A 19665-nucleotide genomic window follows, 5' to 3' on the forward strand; every position below is an offset into this window, starting at 1 on the left:
CTGCCGACCCGCCGCCGGATCACCCACCTCGCACCGGGCCTTGGACGGCTCCGGCACCGACTCCGAGCAGTACGCCTTCCCGTCCGCCGAGGGCCACCGGCTGATCCGGGGTGGGGCCGGGAAGCCGGGGCGGGCTCCCGGACGTGTGCCGCCCGGCGGCGGCGCGGGAGGCGCGGCCCGCCGGGGTGAAGATCGCCGCAGGTGTCGCAATCCTCGGCGGACTCGGCGCCCTCGCCGCGTCGATCGCCGTCGCCGTCATCAAGTGACTCTGACGGGCCGGCGAGCCGGCGGGCCAGGCTCCGAGGGCGACGCTTCCGGCCAGCCGGGTGGCAAGACGCTTCCGACCAGCCGGGTGGTCCGCCCCGGGCCCTGCCCCGCATCCTCGACACCCGCGACCGGCGCCGTCACGACGTCGACGCGCTCCGTGACCACGAGTGACCACGAGTGGCCCCCGGCAGCCTTGCCGCCCCTTCGTCGTCTACAGTGCGGTAGACCGTCTACGAGGTTGTAGTCGGCCGTGGCAGATGCCGGGCCGACCACGAGGAAAAGGGCACCGGAGAACGGAGGAGCATGCGCCGCAAGATCCTGGTCGTCGAAGACGATCACGCCCTGCGCGACGTCCTGCGCCGCAGCCTGTCCGACGAGGACTTCGACCCCGTCTGCGCCGCCGACGGCGCCACCGCCCTGCGCCTGGTCTCGGAGGACGTCTGCGCCGCCGTCCTCGACATCGGGCTGCCCGACGCCGACGGCCGGGACGTGTGCCAGGCGATGCGCGCCAACGGGTTCCGCGCCCCGATCGTCTTCCTCACCGCCCGCCACCAGCTCACCGACCGGCTGGCCGGGTTCTCCGCCGGAGGCGACGACTACCTGCCCAAACCCTTCCACCTCGCCGAGCTCGTGGCCCGGCTGCGCGCGGCCCTCAAACGCGCCGGGCCGCCGCCCCCCGCCACGGCCGGAGAGCTGGTCCTGGACGCGGTCGAGCACAGCGTGACCGTGCGCGGCGCCGACGTCGCCATGTCCCCGACCGAGTTCCGCCTGCTGGCCGCCCTGGTCGCCGCGGGCGGAAGCATCGTCCGCCGTCGTGACCTGGTCCGGGCGGCCTGGCCGGCGGGCGCACAGGTCAGCGACAACACCCTGGACCAGTACCTGACCCGGTTGCGGCGCAAGCTGCGGACGGCCGGCAGCGGCCTGACCATCGGCACGGCCCGCGGGATCGGACACCGGCTGTCATGAAACACCGGCTGTCATGAAACGGCTGCTGCGCCGTCTGGCTCCGCGCACGCTGCGTGGCCGGCTCTCGCTCGTGGCCCTGACCACCGCCGCGCTCCTGATGACGGTCCTGACCGTGGCCTTCAACGCCGCGACGAGCCGGCACCTCCAGCACCAGGCGGACGACGAGCTGCGGACCCGGGCCGCCGCCGTCGCCACGACCGTCGACACCAGTGGCCCCCGGGTGCGCGTCGTGGAAACCGCCAACGACCAGCTGCTCGACACGAACGTGTGGATCTACGCCGGGACACGGCTGCTCGAACAGCCGCCCGCCACCACGGCCCACAGCGCCCTGACCAGAGCCGCCGTACAGCTCGCGGCCGTGGGAAGGGTCGCCTGCGCGACCGTCCCCGCCGAGAACGTCCGGCTGTGCTCCCAGCCGGTCCCCGGCCGCCACGCCGCCGCCATTGTGGTCACTGCGCTGAACCTCGCCCCCTACCGAAGTTCGGCCGACACCCTGCTCCTGGCGTCACTGACCCTGGACGCCGTCATGCTCGCGTGCACCTACGCGCTGACGCGCCTGGCCGTCGGCAGAGCGCTGCGTCCGGTGCGTACGATGACCGACCAGGCCACCCAGTGGAGCGCCGTGGCCTCCGACGACCGCTTCGGCGTAGCGGAGCGGCCCGCCGAACTCGCCCGGCTCGGTGCCTCGCTGGACGCGCTGCTGGACCGCATACGGGCGGTGCTGCGCCACGAGCGACAGCTGACCGCGGAGCTGTCCCACGAACTGCGCACCCCGCTCAGCCGCATCATCATCGAGCTCGACTGGTGGCGGTCCCGGCCGCGCTCGGCCGCCGAGACCCGAGCCACCCATGAGGTGATGGACGAGGCCGCGCAGTCCATGCTCACCATCTGCGACACCCTGCTGAACGAGGCCCGCGAAAACGCCGTGAATCCCTCGGAGCTCCCCGGCACCGTGGACGTCGTGTCCGTTCTGCGTGGCTTGATCCAGCGGCTCGGAACACCGCAGGGGGTGAGGGCCACCGTCGAGTCGGCCGATCCGGACCCGAAGGCGGGGATCGCACCCGCCCTGCTGGAGCGGATCGTCAGTCCGCTGCTGGCCAATGCCGCTCGGTACGCGCACTCCAGCGTGACCGTCGTCGTGCGCCGCGGACCCGCGGCCGTACGCATCGACGTCATCGACGACGGCCCCGGCGTACCCGCGGCCTTCGTGGCCGAGCTCTTCCAGCCCGGACGGCGCGCCGACCATGCCGACGGGCACGACGGCGCGGGACTGGGACTGCCACTGGCCCGGCGCCTTGCCCGTGCCGTCGGCGGCGAGGTGTCCCACGACCCCGAACACGTGCCCGGGGCGCGGTTCACGGTCAGCGTGCCGACCGGCTGACCGTTTCCGCCCCGGTCGCCGAGGCGGTGGTCCTGCGCTCGCGCACCTGGGCCCAGGCCATCAGGCCGAACAGGATCGCCAGCAGCACCGCCGACGAACCCGCCGTACCCAGGTCCAGACCGCCCTTGGCGACCGGCTTGGTGAGGAAGTCCCCCGCGGTGGCGCCCAGCGGGCGGGTGAGGACGAACGCGATCCAGAACAGAAGCACGTTCGGTACCGCGGGCACCTTCATCAGCGCCACCAGGACGGCCAGGGCGCCGGTGACGAGCAGCGCGCCACCGGCGTAGCCGAGTCCGGAGCTGTCCGAGAGGAAGTCGCCCATCGAGGTGCCGAGCGTGTTGGAGACGAGGATCGCCGACCAGAACAACGCCTCACCCCGAAAGGTGACGATGTCGCGGATCTGGAACGTCATCCCGGACAGCTTCCAGACGGCGAAGATGACCAGCAGGAGAGAGATGAGGATCGCCGCGCCCGCCGGGTATCCGAGTCCGAGGCCCTGCGGCCCCCAGCCGAGCGACGTGGCACCGCCCGAAAGGTACTTCGCGCTGGCGTCGCGGTTCATGAAGTCGGACATCGTGGTGCCGGCCATGCTGGTCGACAGGATCACGGTCCAGTAGAAGAACGGGTTGTAGCGGCGTGATCCCAGCTGGACGACCAGGGTCACCACGAAGACCAGGAACAGGGCGATCGTGGTGAGGAAGTAGCCCAGCTTCAGGGTCTGCGCGAAGAGGTCCCCGGCCGTCTCCCCCAGGGTGGTCGCCGCGATCTTCATGATCCAGAACGCGAGGGTGACCTCGGGCAGCTTCTTCATCACCGACTTCGCCGTACCGGCAGCCGGGCGGTGCGTGCCCGCGACGTCGAGGTCGGTGAGGACTTCGGGTCGCTCCATCGTCCGATGCTCCTGTCCGTCCAACAGCGGGGCGCCCGTGCCGGAGGGACGAGCGCCTTGTCAGGGTGAGCCGGCCGCGAGGAAACGGCCGGCTCACCCACGATGGCAGGAACATCCTGAAAACAACCTGAACGCCCCGCTCTGCCGCTTTCAGGTGGTCATCTGTCGCGCATTCCGCTCCGGATCGATCACGTCCCTGCGCGTCGCCGACAGGTAGACCACCAGACCGAGGATCACCATCAGGAAGAGCGCGCTGGTCACGACGGTGCCCAGCCCGAGACCGCCGTCCGCGCTCGGCTGCGAGAGATAGTCGCCGATCGAGGCACCCAGCGGACGGGTCAGGATGTAGGCGATCCAGAAACTCCACACGGCGTTCAGGCCGAGCGCGAAGTGGGCCACGGCAACCGCGGCGATCGCGAGGGCGAACAGCGCGGCGGAGAGCCAGTAGCCGAGATTCATCCGCTCCGAGACGAGGTCGCCGGCGGAGGTGCCGAGGGCGAAGGTGAAAAGCACGGCCAGCCAGTAGAAGGACTCGCGGCTGGTGGTGTCGACGTGGTGGATGGACAGGGTCCGCTCACGTCGGTACCAGACGGCGAACACGACCGCGAGGGCGACGGCGAACACCGTGGTGCTCGTCTCCAGCGGCACTCCCATGTTGTCGGTGAGGTTGTCGCTGATCAACGTGCCGACGACGCTGATCAGGGCCACGGCGAGCCAGTACACGCCCGCGCGGTAGGTGCGGGTGCGGAACTGCGCCACCAGCACCACGGCCAGCAGGGCGCTCATCAGAACCGACACTCCGGTCAGCCCGAGGCCGGCCTTCTCGTTCAGCAGGTCCGCCGCGGTCTCACCGACCGTCGTGCACAGCACCTTGATGATCCAGAAGTAGACGGTGACTTCGGGCACCTTGTTCCAGCGCATCCGGTGGCCGAGGCCGACCGCCGGTGCCGCAGTGGTTTCGGAGGCTTCGTAGGTCATGTGGCCAGACCGTGCCACCGATTCCCTGAACGCTTCCTTTACGCGTCGCGCCGGGGCTTTCGGGCGTGGCCTGTTTCACCGCCGACCACGCGCGAACTCGTCACCGGGCGCCCGCGTCCCCCGGCCCGTTACCGGGCGCCCTCGTCCCCCGACCCCAACGATCCTGCCGCGTGGCCGAATTGGCGCAGGCACCGGACCGCGAGGTCGACGGGGGAGCCGGGTCCCTCGACTCCGGCCTCCGTGCCCGCCCATGTCTCCAGGGCGATCCGGATCGCGTCGGTGGCGGCGGCCGCGGTGAGCCGTACCTCCAGGTCCTCGGCGTGCCCGCCCGAGAGCCGCGCGATCACCGGGACGAGCCGCTCCTCGGATTCCTGGTTGACCCGGTACCAGACCGCCCGCAGCGCGGGGTCCTCCGCCGCGGCCCGCAGGAGCCCGCGCGTGCGCAGCAGCGCCTGGGTGGCCTCCTCGTCCGGCGGGTGCAGCGCCTGCTCGACGGCGGACCTCAGCGCCCGGGGGAGTGGCGTCCCCGGCTCCGTGGCCTCGAGGAGCGCCCGCCAGCGGTCGCCGCCGTTCGCGAGCAGCGGGCTCACGGCGTCTTCCTTGGAGCGGAAATACCGGTAGAAGGTCCGCAGCGCGATCCCCGCGCGCCGAGCGATCTCCTCGGCCGTCGTGCCCTGGGGGCCTCGCGTGGCGAACAGCTCCATCGCCGCGTGCGCGATCTCGAGCTGCGTGGCGGCCTTGCGGCGCTCGGTCAAGGAGGGGGAGGCATGAGTGCTCACCGCACAAGGATACGGTCCGCGGCATGCCTTTGGCATGTATTGACGTAGTGGCAAAACGTGCCACCTAGGCGTAACGTGTAGGTCGATCGAGGACGCCGAAGGCGAGAGAGAGCCGGCGTCACAGGGCCCTGGCCGGACACCCGCGGGGCCGGTTTGGAGAACAGATGAACCGCTACGAAGGCCGTCGAGTCCTGATCACCGGTGGTGGCTCGGGCATCGGCCAGGCCACCGTGCTGCGCATCCTTGCGGAGGGCGGCGCCGTCGTGGCCGCGGACGTCAGCGAGCGAGGTCTGAACGACACCGTCGAGAGGGCCGGCGCCCACGCGGACCGCCTCACGACGCTCGTCATCGACATATCCGACGAGGCCTCGGTACGCGCCGGGGTCGCCGCCGCCGTCACCGCGCTCGGCGGTCTGGACGTGCTGGTCAACGCGGCCGGGATCCTGCGCTCCTCGCACACCCACGAGACGAGCCTCGAGGACTTCACCCGCATCCTGCAGGTCAACCTCGTCGGCACCTTCCTCATGATCCGCGAGTCCATCCCGGCGCTGCTGGAGGGCCGGGGTGCGGCGGTCGTCAACTTCAGTTCGACCTCCGCCATGTTCGCGCACCCCTACATGGCCGCGTATGCGGCGAGCAAGGGCGGCATCCAGTCCATGACGCACGCGCTGGCCGGCGAGTACGCGAAGCAGGGCATCCGCTTCACCGCCGTCCAGCCCGGCTCCATCTCCTCCGGCATGACCGACGGCAGCGGCGCCAGCAAGCAGAGCACGGGACCGGGGCTGCCCGAGGATGCCGACATGAGCCTGTTCATGAAGCTCTCGCCGGCGCTCGGCCAGGGTTTCGCCGGTCCGGAGACGGTGGCGTCCGTGGTCGCGATGCTCGGCTCCGACGACGGCAGCTTCATCACCGGCACCGAGGTCCGCATCGACGGCGGCACCCACTTCTGAGGACGGCCCGGCGGCGGCTCGGGGCCGCCCACTGAGGACGTACGGCTGCGGCACCCGAGGACGGCGCTGTCCGCCGCCGATCCCGGGGAGCCGCGGCCCCTTCCGCCGCGGCCCCTTCCGCCGACGCCCACACCGCACGGACGACAACAACGAAGGAGCGCACCATGAACGACCTGACCGGCAAGAGCGTGATCATCACCGGCGGAGCCCGCGGCCTCGGGGCCGAAGCGGCCCGTCAGGCGATCGCGGCCGGAGCCAATGTGGTGATCACCGATGTGCTGGACGACGAAGGCAGGGCCACCGCCGCCGAACTCGGTGCCAACGCCCGTTTCCTGCACCACGACGTCACCTCCGAGGAGGGCTGGCAGCGGGTCGCGGACTTCACGGTCGCCGAGTTCGGCGGGATCCACGGCCTCGTCAACAACGCCGGAATCTCGACCGGACAGCTCCTCGAGGCCGAGTCCGTGGAGCACTTCCGCAAGGTGCTCGACATCAACCTCACCGGTGTCTTCATCGGCATGAAGACCGTGATCCCCGCGATGAAGGAGAACGGTGGCGGTTCGATCGTCAACATCTCCTCCGCCGCGGGTCTGATGGGCCTCGCGCTGACGGCCGGCTACGGCGCCTCCAAGTGGGGTGTGCGGGGACTGACGAAGATCGGCGCGGTGGAACTGGGCACGGCCCGCATCCGGGTGAACTCGGTGCACCCCGGCATGACCTACACCCCGATGACCGCATCCGTCGGCATCGAGCCGGGTGAGGGCAAGTACCCGAACACGCCCATGGGCCGGGTCGGCGAGCCGTCCGAGATCGCGGGTGCCGTGGTGTTCCTCCTCTCGGACGCCGCGTCCTACGTCACGGGCGCGGAGCTGGCGGTGGACGGCGGCTGGACCACCGGACCGACCGTCAAGTACGTCATGGGGCAGTGAGGACCACTGCCGGCGAGACGTGACACTCCATGGTGCGGCCGCCGCCGGTGGTACGGGAGATCCGTCACGCGGGTTCGACGGGCAGCCACAGCTCGCAGGTCGCGGTGCTGAAGTCGTCCGCGCGCTCGAGGACCGTGACGATCGAGGGACCTGGCCGCAGACGCCACGGGTTGGAGGGAAACCATTCGGTCGCGGTCGCGGCCCAGGTCGTCCGGAGCGTCCGCGGATACGGTCCGGAGCTGCGGAAGATCGCCCACCTGCCGGCCGGTACCTCGATGGCGTCGAGGTCGTCGGGGGCCGGCGTGTCCCGGGAGACGGCGACCCCGTGCAGGTAGGTCAGTTCGCTGCCCTCCGCGCCGTCGGGGGCCAGATCGTCGCAGACTTGGAGCAGGCCCCCCGGTTCGGTCTCGCTGAGGGCCTTCAGCCTGAGATGCTCCTGCGGCGGCAGTGCGGCGATGTGCTGCTGGATGTGCGGGTTGACGCCCTGGTGGATGAGCGGGACCCGGGCGGCGTGTCCGACCAGCCGGAACGCGGGGCGGTCGACGAGGCGGGTGTCCATGGGGATGTTCCCTTCGACGGTCAGGCGGAACCTGAGCTGCGGTTGAGCGCGCAGGGGGCCTCCTGCGCGGCGCACGTCACGGGGGGTGGCGCCGTGGACCGCCCGGAACGCGCGTCCGAACGCCTCGGTCGATCCGTATCCGTGCCGGACGGCGATGCTCAGCAGATCGTCCTCGCCCCGGACGACGTCGGCGGCGGCGACGGTCATACGGCGCCGGCGCACGTACTCCGACAGCGGCATGCCCGCCAACGACGAGAACATCCGGCGCAGGTGGTACTCGGTCGTGCCGAGTGTCCTGGCCAGTCCGTGGACGTCGAGCTCCTCGGCGAGGTGCTCCTCGACGAGATCGGCAAGCCGGTTCAGTGCTGAGATCACGGGGCCTCCTTTCGACATCAACCCTGGCAGAGGCATCCCGGCCGCATCCGACCGCTGCGATCCGGTCCGATCGGGCGTCCGGACCGGAGCGAGGCTGACGCGCGCTCATGCCGCCGGGCGGGTACGGCCGTCCCGGGCACGTCACAGTTTCCGGTCCTCGGGCGTCACATGGATGGGCTCCGGCCCGTCAGACATCCGAGGCACCCGTGGGGAGAGCGTGACCCGATGCACGAACACGATTGGCTGGCCGCTCGATTCGAGACCGACCGCCCCCGCCTGCGCGCGGTGGCGTACCGGATGCTCGGCTCGTCGGCCGAGGCGGACGACGCCGTCCAGGAGACCTGGCTCCGGGCCAGCCGCTCGGACGCCGCCGCGGTGGAGAACATGAGCGGCTGGCTGACCACCATCGTGGCCCGCGTGTCGTTGAACATGCTCCAGTCCCGCACGTCGCGCCGCGAGGAACTGGTGGACGCCCCCGAGACCGGCGGCTCGCCCCGCCTGGACACGCCGGTCGACCCGGAACGGGAGGCGCTGCTCGCCGAGTCGGTCGGCACCGCCATGCTCCTCATCCTCGACACGCTCACGCCCGCCGAGCGGCTGGCGTTCGTGCTGCACGACATGTTCGCGGTGCCCTTCGAGGAGATCGCGCCGATCGTGGACCGTACTCCGGCCGCCGCCCGCCAACTGGCCAGCCGTGCCCGCCGCCGCATCCAGCGGCAGGGCGTCGACCCGGGCGCAACGGGCGCAGGCCCGAAGGCCGGGCCGGCACAGGGCGAGAACGCCGACACCCACCAGGCCGGCAAGGCCGATCTCATCCGCGCTTTCCTCACCGCTTCCCGCGAGGGCGACTTCGAGGCGCTGCTGGCCATGCTCGCCCCGGACATCGTGCTCCGCTCCGACCGGGCGGTCGTACGGATGGGCGCGGCCACGGGGAGGGACGCGGCAGCGGAGATCCGCGGCTCCGACGCCGTCGCCCGCGCCTTCGCCAAGCTCTCCTGGGACCCGGTGCCCGCCCTCGTGGACGGCTCCGCCGCACTGGCCTACGCCCCGGACGGCGTGCCGCGGGCCGTGTACCGCTTCGGCGTCGCCGACGACCTGATCACCGGCATCGACGTCCGGGCCGACCTCACCGGCCTCGACATCGTTCTGTGCTGAACCGCCGCGGCCCGTCACATCCGGCGGCCGCGGCCTGTCATACGGACTGAGCCCGAATTCCTCCCCATGCGAGTAGGAGACACCTCATGTCCACACCCAGCGCCGTGCCTGCGGCCGGGGACTCACGGCGGTGGATGGTCCTCGCCGTCATCTGCACCGCCTACCTCATGCTGACCCTCGACGCCACGGTGATGAATCTGGCGCTGCCGTCGGCGCAGACCTCGCTGCACTTCTCGGACGCGGACAAGCAGTGGGTCGTGACGGCGTACGCGCTGAGCTACGGCAGTCTGCTGCTGTTCAGCGGCCGGCTGGCCGACCTCATCGGGCGCAAGGAGACGTTCGTCGCCGGCCTGGCCGGCTTCGCGGCCGCCTCCGCGGTCGGCGGCGCCGCCGGCAGTTTCGGCATGCTGGTGGCCGCCCGCGCCTGCCAGGGCGTCTTCGCCGCGCTGCTGGCGCCCACCGCCCTGTCGCTGCTGGCCACCACGTTCACCGACCCCAAGGAGCGCGGCAAGGCGTTCGGCGTCTTCAGCGCGGTCGCGGCCAGCGGCGGCGGCCTGGGCCTGCTCATCGGCGGCGCGCTGACCTCCGCCCTGAACTGGCGCTGGTGCATGTACGTCAATCTGGTCTTCGCCGCCTTCTCGCTGATCGCCGGCTCCTCGCTGCTCACCCGGCAGCCGCGCACGGGCGCCCGGATGGACGTCCCCGGCGTCGTCGTGGTGTCCGGCGGCATGCTCTGCCTGGTCTACGGCTTCTCCAACGCGGCGACGCACAGCTGGCACACCCCCTCGACCTGGGGCTTCCTCGTGGCCGGCGGGGTGCTGGTGGTGCTGTTCTCCTTCTGGCAGCGCCGCGCCCAGCACCCGCTGCTGCCGCCGCGGGTCGTGCTCGACCGCAACCGCGGCGGCTCCTACATCGCCGCACTGGTCGTCGGAGCCGGCATGTTCGGCGTGCTGCTCTTCCTCATCTACTACATGCAGTCCGACCTGGGATACTCGGCGATCACGTCGGGTCTCGCCCTGCTGCCGATGGTGGCCGTCACGGCCGTGGCGAGCAATGTGGGCAACATCCGGCTGATGCCGCGCTTCGGCCCGCGGCCGCTGGTCTCCGCCGGCATGCTGATCAACGCCGGCGGTATGGCCTGGCTGACCCGGATCGGGCCGGCTTCCCCCTACGTCTCGACGCTCCTCGGACCGACGATGGTGATCGGGCTCGCCATGGGCCTGATCTTCGCCGCCGTGCTGCGCACCGGCACCTCCGGGGTACTGCCGCAGGACGCGGGCATCGCCTCGGCCGCCATCAGCACCGGCCAGCAACTCGGCGGCGCCATCGGCACCGCGCTGCTCAACACGATCGCGGCCGGCGCCACCACCGACTACCTGACCGGTTACGCCCGGGGGAAGCCGGGGCCGGCGCTCCTCCACCTGGCGACGATCCACGGCTACACCCGGGTGTTCTGGTGGTGCGCCGGCATCTTCGCCTTCGGCGCCGTCCTCAGCGGCGCGTTGCTGCGCAGCGGCCCGCTGCCGGTGCCCGGCCGGCCCACCAACCCCGAGCGGATCACCGAGCCGGAGAAGACGCGCTCCTGACGTTCCCCGGCGGGCACTCCTGACGCACGCCCCGACGCCTTCCGGCCGCGGCGCCGGCGGAACAACCGAGGAGGAGGGCCGGGCCGCTTGGCCCTCCTCCCACATCACCGGACACACGGACGGCCGTCCGGGAGCCGGGAACAGCCCACCCATCCTGCGTTCGTCGACGAAATCGGTAGCCTGCCACCATGGTTACGGGTCAGGGGGCCGAGTCCAGCGGTGCCGGTCTTGACGACCAGGACTGGGGTGCGACGCGCGCCTGGGTGGAGAAGGGGCTGTCCGAGGCCGAACGCATCGAAGGAGTCACGCGGTTGCGCGGCGGCTGGACGTCGCAGATGCGCCGTCTCGACATCTGTGGGCCGGGTGGTCGGCGCTCGCTGGTGCTGCGGTCGTTCGTCAGGCCCTTCTTCGTCCGGCACGCGGAGGGCCTGCTGACCCGCGAGGCGGCCGTTCTGCGCCTGCTGGTCTCCCAGAAGACGTCACACTCCTGGCGCAGGCCGTACGGCGATGCCGTTCCGCTCCAGCAGCGCCGCCGTGACCCCGTCTCCCGGCATCAACTCCCCGGTGAACGAACCGTCGTGGACCACACCGCGTCCGCACGAGGGACTGCGCGGCATCAACAGAGCCTCGGTGCAGCCGGCGCTCCGCGCCGCCGCCAGGGCGCGTCGTGCTCCGTGCACGAATTCTGCCGTCACGTCACGCCCGGTGTCGTCGACGACCCGAGCCGTCCCGTCGAGCACGTCGTACCCGTCGCCGCCCACCAGTTCCGCAGGCCGCCGCGGGGTCACGAGCCCGCCCGCGACCTCCGGGCAGAAGGAGACGACTTCGCGGCCGGTCACTGCCGCCTCGACCTCCGAGGACCCCTTGTGACGCCCGTCGAACCGGCACGGCACCCCGCGCAGGCACGCGCTGACCAGGATTGCTTCCACGCGGCCAGGCTAACCGCGAGCGGCCCCCGAAGCCCGAGCGCTGAGTCACTCGGAGGGCTTCGATCGCTCTGATTCGGCAAGGAGGGCGGCAAGGCCCGCGGCAGTGAGGCAGGCGCCGGTCAGGGCGATGCTGTGGAGGCCGGGGGCCTCCAGGAGGTGTCCTCCGAGGAGGGCGCCGCCGGCGATGCCGGCGTTGATGGTGGCGGAGCCCGCCGCGGACGCGACCTCGACACTGCGGGGAGCCATACGCAGGATGCGGCTCTGCAGGGCGGTGAGCAGGGCTGCCAGAGCCAGGCCGAGCACGGCGACCGCCGTCACCGCGGCCCACGGACGGCTGCCCGCGCCCGCGAGGACCGTCAGGGCCGCGGCCAGGAGCACCACCGTGCCGGTCATCGTGGCCCTGGCGTTGCGGTCGGACAGCGCACCCGACACGCAGGTTCCGGCCAGGCCCGCCAGACCGTTCAGCAGGAGCACCACGCTGACGGTGTCCGAGGACAGGCCGGTGGCTCGGGTGAGGAAGACGGCGACGTACGTGTAGAAGGTGAAGACGCCCGCGACGACCAGCCCGGTGGCCGCCATCAGCAGGACGAAGCGCGAGCGGCTGCGCCGTGGGGCGATGGACACCGGGTCCCGCCCGGCCGGGGCCGATGGCAGCAGGAGCGCGACAGCCACCCCGGCCACCAGACCGAGGGCGCTCATGACCAGGAACGGGACCCGCCATTCGGTCCGCTGTCCCAGCCAGGTCCCCGCCGGGACACCGACCGCGCTCGCCAGCGGAATTCCGCTGAACAGTGCCCCGACCACCTTGGCGCGCACCGCCTCGCGGAACATGTTCGTGGCGGTCGCCGCGATCACCGACAAGAGCACCGCATGGGTCAGCGCGATCAGGATCTGCGCCGCCAGCAGGACGCCGTAGCCGGGTGCCAGAGCGGACAGCGAGGTGGCCGCGGCGAAGAGGATCAGCAGGGCGGTGAGCAGGCGGCGGCGCGGGAGGCGCCGGGTCGCCCCGGTCAGCGGTACCGCGGTGACGGTGACCACCAGCCCGTAGCCGGTCACCAGCAGCCCGACCGACGATTCCGGCACGTTCAGCCCGGAGGCGATCTGCGGCAGCAGTCCGATCGGCAGGCTCTGCACGCTGCTGTACACGAACAGCGCCAACGTGAGCGCCGCCACCGCGGCCAGCGCTCGGGCCCGGCCGACCGGCCCGGTCGTCTCGGAAGGGATCACATGGGAAGGGCCCTGCATGGGGACACGCCTTTCCAGCATGCCCACCCACCCGGGAGCCGAACTCCCAACGATCCACCGTTACTTGGACGGTGGCTGACGTGCCGAACTGTACGGCCTTCACCAGGGCGACACAACGGACCCACACTGCGGAGGAGAGGCGAAGGCGAACGATGCGACATGCGGCCGTCGCGTCGGCATCGGTATCCGCCGCGCGGCGGTCAGTGCTCCTGGGCCGTCGGGCGCACCATGATCTCGTTGATCGCGGCGTGCGCGGGCTGGGTGATCATGAACGTGATGGCGCGGGCGATGTCCTCGGCACGCAACCAGGATTCCTCGGGCAGGTCACGGGCGGCGAGGCGCCCGCCGCCGGTCGCCATCTCGGTCACGGTCAAGCCCGGTTCGATCAGCCCTACCCGCACACCCCTTCCGGTCACTTCCTGGCGCATGGCCTCGCTGAACGCGCACACCGCGTGCTTCGTCGCCGAGTACACGGCGTTGTTCCTTCGCGCCACCCTGCCCGCGACCGAGCTGACGTTCACGAGATCGGCGGTCCCACGCGGCCCGTCCGCCGCCGCCCGCAGCAGATGCGGCAACGCCGAGCGTGACATCTGCAGGACGGCGTTGAGGTTGAGGTCGACCATCCGCTCCCACTCCGCCGGGTCACCCTCCTCGACGGGACCCATGGCCACGTAACCGGCGTTGTTCACCAGCACGTCCAACCGCGCGAAGCGGCCGACGGCGTCCTCGACGGCCTGACGTGCCTGCCCGGGATCGCCCAGGTCGGCGGTGAGAACGGCGCACGAGCCGCCCTGGTCACGGATGCTCGTGGCCAGTTCCTCCAGCCGCCCGGTGCGTCGGGCGACGACCGCCACGGCCGCGCCCTGCCGGGCCAGTTGCCAGGCGGTCGCCGCACCGATGCCGCTGGACGCACCGGTCACCAGAGCCGCGCATCCCGACAACGGGGCTTCGGCGTCGGCGCCCGGCAACGTGTCGCTCCGATCCGCAGCCCTCATCGGCCCGGTCTTCGGATCCCTCACGCTCATCACCGCCCTTCACGGATCGCATCCACCGCCGCGTCCCGCCGTGCCCGGCGATGTGCTGCCTGCTCTCGCAGCTTGCACCAGGTGGTCCGAGACCGCCTCCCGCCGCAGACGGCCGGGTGTGGGCGATCGGCCTCCCGGCTCCGGGTGCGGTCGGCTGTGGCGCATCGCGATCACTGGCCGTAGTCTCCGGCGCGCCCCTCGGACAGTGCCGCGTTGCGCAGGTGTTCGGCGAGCGCCGCGGCGGCTGGCGACGAGGCGCGGTCCTTGACGCCCCAGGCCAGCAGATGGTGGCGGCGGGCCCAGGGATCCTGCAGTTCGCACACGGTGAGCGGCCGGCCGGGGTCGATGGCACGACGCGGTACGACGGCGAGCCCGACGCCTGCGGCAGCGAGGGCGACGAGGACGCCGAGGTCGGCGACGGTGGTGCGGTAGCGCGCCACCGGAGCGCGCGGCCCGAGGTGCTTCTCGATCCAGCGGCGCAGCGAGGAGCCGGCGTCGAGCCCGACGAGCGGGTGCTCGGCGACCTCGCTGTAGGTCAGTGAGGTCCGGCCGGCGATGATGCCTCCGGCCTGGCCGATCACCACGAGGGAGTCGTCACCGAGGGGCTCCATGCGCAGGCCGCAGTCACGGGCCTCGTCGTCGACGACGACCCCCAGGTCCGCCTCGCCGTCGGCGAGCAGCCGCACCGTTTGCGGCGTGCGGCTCTCGCACACCGTGACGTCGACGTCCGGGTGCGCGCGGAGGAACGAGACCAGGGCCTGGGGAACGAGCCGGTGTATCGCGGATCCGCCCGCCAACAGGGTCAGGGGAGCGGCCGGTGACCGGGTGTAGCTGGCGACGGCGCTTTCGAGCCGCGCGGTCTGGTCCAGCACGTCGCGTGCGTGGCGTGCCAGCGTCGTCCCCGCCGGTGTGGGCCGTACGCCGCGTCGCCCGCGGATCAGCAAGGCCACGCCGGCGTGGTGCTCCAGCGAGCGCACCCTGGCGCTGGCCGAAGGAAGGCTCAGGTGCATCCGTTCCGCGCCGGCCGTGATCGACCCCTCCGTCACGATGTGGAGAAAGAGCCGCAGATCGTCCAGGTCATAGCGCACTGTCCCAGCCTAAAGCTCAGCCTTAGGCACAGCCTAAGGTCCAGGCTTAGGCTGGCTGTGCCGATTACGCATTGTGGACGCACTGCTCGCGCGGCGATGCTCGGCGGGTGTCGGAGTTGTTTCCTGTCCTGCTTGCCGGTGTCGCCGCGGGAGTGCTGAACGCCATGGGTGGTGGGGGCACGTTCGTGGCGCTGCCCGCTCTGGTGGCGCTCGGTCTGCCGCCGCTGACGGCGAACGCGTTGTCGCGGGTCGCCCTCATGCCGGGTGCCGTGGCCAGTGCATGGGTCTACCAGGGCGAACTCAGCCCGATCGGGGCGACGTCGACCAGGGTGCTGACAGTGGTCAGCGCGGCCGGCGGCGCAGTCGGTGCCGGTCTGCTGCTGGCGCTGCCTGCCTCGTCGTTCGACGCCGCGGTGCCGTGGCTGCTCGCCCTGGCCACGGTTCTCCTCGCCTTTGGACGCCGTATCTCCCGGGTGGTGAGCACGGTGCGGGGAAGCTCGGCCGGCATGAGTTCGCGGGCCGTCCTGATCGGGCAGTTCTTCCTCTCCGTGTACGGCGGATACTTCGGCGGTGCCGTAGGCATCATGATGCTGGCCCTGTGGAGCATCGGCCTCGGTCTCGACGCCGCGGACAGCAATCCGATGCGGATCGTGCAGCTCGCGGCGGTCTGTCTCGGCGCGACGGTGCTGTTCCTCGTGGCCTCGGACGCGCTGAGCGCTCCGCTTGTCCTCACCGTCACCGTGGTCGGGACGGTGATCGGCGGCTTCGCCGGCGCCCACTTGGCACGCCGTCTGCCCGCCCGGCTGCTGCGTGGTGTCATCCTCACCACCGCCGTCGTCATGACCGTTCTGTATTTCCTGCGCGATCTCCTGCGCGGCTGAGCACGTGGGGGAGCCTGCGATGACCGTCCCCGATCGGGGGGAGCCAAGGGTGATCGACATGAGCGAAGGCGACACGGGAGCCGCCGCGCCGTACACGGATGCGGCGCGAGCGAGGCTGGTGATGGCCTACGACGCCTGCGTACTGGCCGACCTCGCGCGGGCCGCGGTTCCCATCGGCGAGCACGAGCTGAACACCGACGGGACCACCCGTTCGCCGGGTGCCGTACTGGCCGACGCCGCCCGGGTCCTCGTCGCGGCGCGGCGGTTCTTCGAGACCGCCGCGGTGTTCGAGCGCGTGGGTGGCGCCGACTGGCAACGCATCGGCGACGTCCTGGGTGTGCCTCCGCAAGCCGCCCGGGCGCGCTTCGCCATGGCCGAGACCGGCTTCCGGGAGGAACTGCTCCTCCCCGGGGGAACCGGCCCCACCGAAGCAGGCGGGACGAGCAGCCTGCGCGCCCACATGGCCGGAGAACCGCTGGAAACGGCTCTCGATCTCGACGACTGGGTCCTGCGCCATCAGGACGGAGACGACGCTCTCGGCCCCACACCGGTCTCCGGCGGCTTGACCCGGATCGATCCTCCACGCCACGCCGAGAAGCACCCTTGACCAGACGCTCCGGGGGGTCGTTGGCGGGAACGGCCCCCGGAGCGTCGTCGGGTCTCAGGCGCCGATGTCGCGGCCGTCGGTGCGCCACACCGAGACCACGGCCGGGCGGACGATCTTGCCGGGACCGTCGGGCCAGGTGCTGGCCGGCTTCTCCACGGACGCGCCGTCGATCTCGCCCGGGTGCTGCACGGCCACCACCACGCGCCGGTCCTGGACGATCGGCCCGCAGGTCTCGGCGCCGGCGGGCACCGTCAGGAACTGCTTGAGCTCACCGCGCCGGTCGCCGCGCGTCGCGACGCCGAAGAGGCCGTCGTGGGAGCCGAGTTGGGCGCCGTCGGTGGCGATCCACAGGTTGCCGTGCGGGTCGAAGGCCACGTTGTCGGGGCAGGAGATGGGACTGACCTTGTCCTTGGGGAACCCGGCGAAGTAGGTGGACGGGTCGGCGGGGTCGCCGGCGACGAGGAAGACCGACCAGGCGAACGTGGTGCTCTCGGGCCGGTCGCGGCCCTCGGTGAGCTCCAGGATGTGCCCGTGCTTGTTGGCGTTGCGGGGGTTGGCCTCGTCGGCGGGCGCCTCGCCGCTCTTGCCGCGGTTGGTGTTGTTGGTGAGGACGACGTAGACCTTGCCGGTGTGCGGGGAGGGCTCGATGTCCTCGGGGCGGTCCATCTTGGTGGCGCCGACCTTGTCGCCCGCCAGCCGCGTGAACACGAACACCTCTTCGGCGGTCATGCCCGCGACGTGGGAGACGGCGCCGTGGGCGGTGGCGGTGGCGAGCGGAATCCAGGTGCCGGAGCCGTCGAACTCGCCGTCGCTCGGGAGCTTGCCGCTGCCGTCGATCTCGGAGGCGGGGGAGTCGCCGGTGAGCTTGGCGACATAGAGGGTGCCCTCGTCGAGCAGCGTCAGGTTGTGCTCACGCGCCCCGCGGCTGTTCCCGTGCCGCATCTGCTTGCTGCCGACGAACTTGTAGAAGTAGTCGAACCGCTCGTCGTCGCCGGAGTAGACGACGGGCCGCCCGTCCGCGGTGAGCCGCACGGTGGCGGCCTCGTGCTTGAAGCGGCCGAGGGCGGTGCGCTTGCGGGGCGTGGAGGTGGGGTCGTACGGGTCGAACTCGACGACGTAGCCGAAGCGGTGGACCTCGTTGGGTTCCTGGGCGATGTCGAACCGCTTGTCGAACCGTTCCCACTTCCGCTCGGTGGCACCGGTCCCGATGCCGTACCGCTTGTCGGTGGTCCGGCCGCCGTTGGCGAAGTACTGGTTGAAGTTCTCCTCGCCGTGGAGGGTGGTGCCCCACGGGGTGACGCCGCCGGAGCAGTTGTTGAGGGTGCCGAGCACCTTGCGGCCGCTCGGGTCCGCGGAGGTCTTCAGGAGGGCGGACCCGGCGACCGGCCCGGTGAGGCGGAACTCGCTGGTGGCGGTCACACGGCGGTTGAGGGGGTGGCGGGGGACGGCGGTGAGGCGTCCGGAGCGCTTGTCGTTCCGGACCACGACGGCGGCCAGACCGTGCGCGGCCCAGGCGACCTCGACCTGCTGCCGGGTGGGGTTCTCGGGGTCGTACCCCCGGAACATGATCACCTCGTCGGTGTACTCGTGGTTGGCGACGAGGAGTTGGAGGTCGTGCTCGCCCTGGATCGGCAGCAGGGCGAGGAAGTCGTTGTTGTACCCGAACTGGCCGGCCTGGGCGGCGGCGGTCTGGTTCTCGGGGTCGAAGGCGGGCGCGCCGCGGAGGATGGGGTCGCCCCAGCGGATGACCACGTTCTGGTCGTAACCGGCCGGGACGGTGACGGCGTCGGCGGCGTTGGGGGCGACGGGGGTGAAGCACAGGCCGCGGGCGGCGTCACCGCTGCCCCCGGCGGCTCCCTGCCCCTTCGCGGGGGCGGCCTGGGCCTCGGGCGCCGCGGCCGTGAGGGCGGCCGTGCCGGTGGCGGCGGCCACGGTCACGACGGCGGCGGCGCGCAGCGCGGAACGGCGGCTGAGGGCAACGGCGATGACGTCACCGACGTACTCGCCCGAGCTGGTGTTGGGCACCTCGTGGAAACACGCGTCGCCGCAGCGGTAGCGGCAGGTCAGGGCGGACCGCCCGCCGGGATGCGAACCGGACGGCGTTCCGATCAGCGGCAGCAGCTTGCGCACTTTACTCTCCCTATACGAACTCTTGGTAGAGCGTGACGCTAGGAGGGCCGAGTGTGCCGTAGCCATGCCGGAGAATGTACGACCGGTGAACGGGATGCAGCCGTATGGGGGTTGGGCGCTGCCGGCGGGGGTGCCACACGGGGCCCCCGGACCTCACCGCTTCCCGGCGCGCGCCGTGAGCAGCGGCTGGAAGAAACCCGTCTGATGCGGCATCCGCCACACCGGGTCCTCGAATCCCGCGTCGGCCACGAGGGAGGCTAGCCGGTCCTGGCCGAGGGCTCAGTGGACCGCCCGGCGGACCGTGACCCGCCACTGCCCGCCTTCCGGCAGGAGTGGGAAGTGCTCCAAGTCGTAGTGCTCGCCGTCCTCGTGCCAGTGCCACAGCGGGAAGCCGATGGTTGGGCGCGCGCCGTCCGGGGACCCGTGGACCTGCGGAGGTGTCGAAGTGGGGCGGGTGCGCAGCAGGTCGTCGTAGGGGCGCGTGCTGGCCGGCAGCAGGCCGCCGGGACGCAGGACGCGGCGCATCTCCGCCAGGGCGGTGTGGACGTCCCGCTCCGTCAGCAGATGGGGCAGGGAGTTGTCGGCGCGGACGACGGCGTCGAACCGCGCGTCGGGGAACGGGAGATGCCGCATGTCGGCGGCGGCCGCGGGCAGCGTCGGATTCCGGTCGGCGGCCTCACGCGCGGCGCGGGCCGCGGCGCGGGGGCCGAGGTCCGTCCCGGTGACGCGGTGCCCGAGCAGGGCCAGGCCGATGGCCTGCGTACCGATGCCGCAGGAGCAGTCGAGCACCGCCACTCGCTCCTCGCCCAGGAGGGCGTCCAGGGCCCGGCCCTGCCGGCGCATACCGGCGTCCCAGTCCGCGTAGATCAGGCGGTAGTCGTCGGCCAGTTCGTCGTAGAAGCGCGCCACCGAGGTCTCGGGCCTGGCCCGAGGTTGGTCTCCCGGC

Annotated in this window: 18 protein-coding genes and 2 pseudogenes; 10 read left to right on the plus strand and 10 right to left on the minus strand. The window is 71.7% G+C overall.

Annotated features, from left to right (window positions below; all coding sequences use genetic code 11):
• The first annotated feature begins 143 nt into the window (after nucleotides 1-143).
• The 3 genes from TNCT6_RS41815 (at nucleotide 144) to TNCT6_RS37065 (ending at nucleotide 2614) form a co-directional block, all read left to right on the plus strand.
• Nucleotides 144-266, plus strand: a complete 123-nt coding sequence (locus TNCT6_RS41815) for a hypothetical protein (RefSeq protein ID WP_301184433.1) — start codon at nucleotides 144-146, stop codon at nucleotides 264-266.
• Between the two features lie 304 nt (nucleotides 267-570).
• Entirely contained in the window at nucleotides 571-1233 is a 663-nt protein-coding gene (locus TNCT6_RS37060; protein ID WP_141367480.1) for a response regulator transcription factor, read from the plus strand.
• Nucleotides 1234-1246: 13 nt separating this feature from the next.
• Nucleotides 1247-2614 carry a sensor histidine kinase KdpD gene (locus TNCT6_RS37065; protein ID WP_141367482.1) on the plus strand — a complete coding sequence of 456 codons (1368 nt, stop codon included), beginning with the start codon at nucleotides 1247-1249 and terminating at the stop codon, nucleotides 2612-2614.
• Here TNCT6_RS37065 and TNCT6_RS37070 read toward each other — a convergent pair.
• The 3 genes from TNCT6_RS37070 to TNCT6_RS37080 form a co-directional block, all read right to left on the minus strand.
• On the minus strand, nucleotides 2595-3503 hold the full coding sequence (locus TNCT6_RS37070; protein WP_141367484.1) for a hypothetical protein: 909 nt from the start codon (nucleotides 3501-3503) through the stop codon (nucleotides 2595-2597). The two genes, TNCT6_RS37065 and TNCT6_RS37070, sit on opposite strands and share 20 nt — an antisense overlap.
• Before the next feature lie 150 nt (nucleotides 3504-3653).
• A complete protein-coding gene (locus tag TNCT6_RS37075) occupies nucleotides 3654-4481 on the minus strand; it encodes a hypothetical protein (protein WP_141367487.1) in 828 nt (275 codons plus the stop codon).
• A 128-nt stretch (nucleotides 4482-4609) separates the two neighbouring features.
• Nucleotides 4610-5296, minus strand: a complete 687-nt coding sequence (locus TNCT6_RS37080; protein WP_141367489.1) for a TetR family transcriptional regulator — start codon at nucleotides 5294-5296, stop codon at nucleotides 4610-4612.
• Between the two features lie 128 nt (nucleotides 5297-5424).
• Here TNCT6_RS37080 and TNCT6_RS37085 point away from each other — a divergent pair, with 128 nt between their 5' ends.
• Nucleotides 5425-6210, plus strand: a complete 786-nt coding sequence (locus tag TNCT6_RS37085) for an SDR family NAD(P)-dependent oxidoreductase (RefSeq protein WP_141367491.1) — start codon at nucleotides 5425-5427, stop codon at nucleotides 6208-6210.
• Nucleotides 6211-6374: 164 nt separating this feature from the next.
• Nucleotides 6375-7139: a glucose 1-dehydrogenase gene (locus TNCT6_RS37090; protein ID WP_141367493.1), complete on the plus strand. Its 765-nt coding sequence runs from the start codon at nucleotides 6375-6377 to the stop codon at nucleotides 7137-7139.
• Between the two features lie 64 nt (nucleotides 7140-7203).
• Here TNCT6_RS37090 and TNCT6_RS37095 read toward each other — a convergent pair whose 3' ends face one another.
• Nucleotides 7204-8073 (minus strand): AraC family transcriptional regulator, encoded by an 870-nt coding sequence (locus TNCT6_RS37095; RefSeq protein WP_172633282.1) that lies wholly within the window; start codon nucleotides 8071-8073, stop codon nucleotides 7204-7206.
• Nucleotides 8074-8298: 225 nt separating this feature from the next.
• On the opposite strand from TNCT6_RS37095, the gene TNCT6_RS37100 reads away from it, so the two are divergent.
• The 3 genes and pseudogenes from TNCT6_RS37100 to TNCT6_RS41450 form a co-directional block, all read left to right on the plus strand.
• Complete coding sequence (locus tag TNCT6_RS37100; RefSeq protein WP_141367497.1) at nucleotides 8299-9228, plus strand: sigma-70 family RNA polymerase sigma factor; 930 nt, start codon at nucleotides 8299-8301, stop codon at nucleotides 9226-9228.
• 86 nt (nucleotides 9229-9314) lie between these two features.
• A complete protein-coding gene (locus tag TNCT6_RS37105) occupies nucleotides 9315-10814 on the plus strand; it encodes an MFS transporter (RefSeq protein ID WP_253266510.1) in 1500 nt (499 codons plus the stop codon).
• A 188-nt stretch (nucleotides 10815-11002) separates the two neighbouring features.
• Nucleotides 11003-11278: pseudogene (locus TNCT6_RS41450) on the plus strand (aminoglycoside phosphotransferase family protein); the annotation flags it as partial.
• 15 nt (nucleotides 11279-11293) lie between these two features.
• Here TNCT6_RS41450 and TNCT6_RS37115 read toward each other — a convergent pair.
• The 4 genes from TNCT6_RS37115 to TNCT6_RS37130 all read right to left on the minus strand — a co-directional run bounded on the left by TNCT6_RS37115 (nucleotide 11294) and on the right by TNCT6_RS37130 (nucleotide 15101).
• Nucleotides 11294-11743: a DUF523 domain-containing protein gene (locus tag TNCT6_RS37115; RefSeq protein WP_141367499.1), complete on the minus strand. Its 450-nt coding sequence runs from the start codon at nucleotides 11741-11743 to the stop codon at nucleotides 11294-11296.
• Nucleotides 11744-11788: 45 nt separating this feature from the next.
• Nucleotides 11789-12988: an MFS transporter gene (locus TNCT6_RS37120; RefSeq protein WP_172633283.1), complete on the minus strand. Its 1200-nt coding sequence runs from the start codon at nucleotides 12986-12988 to the stop codon at nucleotides 11789-11791.
• A 200-nt stretch (nucleotides 12989-13188) separates the two neighbouring features.
• A complete protein-coding gene (locus TNCT6_RS37125; protein ID WP_308789494.1) occupies nucleotides 13189-13908 on the minus strand; it encodes an SDR family NAD(P)-dependent oxidoreductase in 720 nt (239 codons plus the stop codon).
• Nucleotides 13909-14183: 275 nt separating this feature from the next.
• Nucleotides 14184-15101 carry a LysR family transcriptional regulator gene (locus TNCT6_RS37130; RefSeq protein ID WP_141367505.1) on the minus strand — a complete coding sequence of 306 codons (918 nt, stop codon included), beginning with the start codon at nucleotides 15099-15101 and terminating at the stop codon, nucleotides 14184-14186.
• Between the two features lie 107 nt (nucleotides 15102-15208).
• Between TNCT6_RS37130 and TNCT6_RS37135 the strand changes: the two genes are divergently transcribed.
• Together TNCT6_RS37135 and TNCT6_RS37140 are read left to right on the plus strand one after the other, a co-directional pair.
• Nucleotides 15209-15982: a sulfite exporter TauE/SafE family protein gene (locus tag TNCT6_RS37135; protein ID WP_141367507.1), complete on the plus strand. Its 774-nt coding sequence runs from the start codon at nucleotides 15209-15211 to the stop codon at nucleotides 15980-15982.
• Between the two features lie 58 nt (nucleotides 15983-16040).
• Nucleotides 16041-16589 carry a hypothetical protein gene (locus TNCT6_RS37140; protein WP_253266511.1) on the plus strand — a complete coding sequence of 183 codons (549 nt, stop codon included), beginning with the start codon at nucleotides 16041-16043 and terminating at the stop codon, nucleotides 16587-16589.
• A 54-nt stretch (nucleotides 16590-16643) separates the two neighbouring features.
• On the opposite strand, the gene TNCT6_RS37145 is transcribed toward TNCT6_RS37140, so the two are convergent.
• Nucleotides 16644-18719, minus strand: a complete 2076-nt coding sequence (locus tag TNCT6_RS37145) for a PhoX family phosphatase (protein WP_141367511.1) — start codon at nucleotides 18717-18719, stop codon at nucleotides 16644-16646.
• A gap of 153 nt (nucleotides 18720-18872) precedes the next feature.
• Nucleotides 18873-19628, minus strand: a pseudogene (locus tag TNCT6_RS37150) (methyltransferase domain-containing protein).
• Nucleotides 19629-19665 lie beyond the last annotated feature (37 nt).

Source organism: Streptomyces sp. 6-11-2 (genome assembly GCF_006540305.1).
Taxonomy (GTDB): Bacteria; Actinomycetota; Actinomycetes; order Streptomycetales; family Streptomycetaceae; genus Streptomyces.

Excerpts from the sequence above, each read along its gene's own strand:
- TNCT6_RS37060 (WP_141367480.1), top strand. The coding sequence starts at position 571 with ATGCGCCGCAAGATCCTGGTCGTCGAAGACGATCACGCCCTGCGCGAC.
- TNCT6_RS37065 (WP_141367482.1), top strand. The coding sequence starts at position 1,247 with ATGAAACGGCTGCTGCGCCGTCTGGCTCCGCGCACGCTGCGTGGCCGG.
- TNCT6_RS37105 (WP_253266510.1), top strand. The coding sequence starts at position 9,315 with ATGTCCACACCCAGCGCCGTGCCTGCGGCCGGGGACTCACGGCGGTGG.
- TNCT6_RS37120 (WP_172633283.1), bottom strand. The coding sequence starts at position 12,988 with ATGCAGGGCCCTTCCCATGTGATCCCTTCCGAGACGACCGGGCCGGTC.
- TNCT6_RS37085 (WP_141367491.1), top strand. The coding sequence starts at position 5,425 with ATGAACCGCTACGAAGGCCGTCGAGTCCTGATCACCGGTGGTGGCTCG.
- TNCT6_RS37090 (WP_141367493.1), top strand. The coding sequence starts at position 6,375 with ATGAACGACCTGACCGGCAAGAGCGTGATCATCACCGGCGGAGCCCGC.
- TNCT6_RS37140 (WP_253266511.1), top strand. The coding sequence starts at position 16,041 with ATGAGCGAAGGCGACACGGGAGCCGCCGCGCCGTACACGGATGCGGCG.
- TNCT6_RS37070 (WP_141367484.1), bottom strand. The coding sequence starts at position 3,503 with ATGGAGCGACCCGAAGTCCTCACCGACCTCGACGTCGCGGGCACGCAC.
- TNCT6_RS37100 (WP_141367497.1), top strand. The coding sequence starts at position 8,299 with ATGCACGAACACGATTGGCTGGCCGCTCGATTCGAGACCGACCGCCCC.
- TNCT6_RS37075 (WP_141367487.1), bottom strand. The coding sequence starts at position 4,481 with ATGACCTACGAAGCCTCCGAAACCACTGCGGCACCGGCGGTCGGCCTC.
- TNCT6_RS37080 (WP_141367489.1), bottom strand. The coding sequence starts at position 5,296 with ATGCCAAAGGCATGCCGCGGACCGTATCCTTGTGCGGTGAGCACTCAT.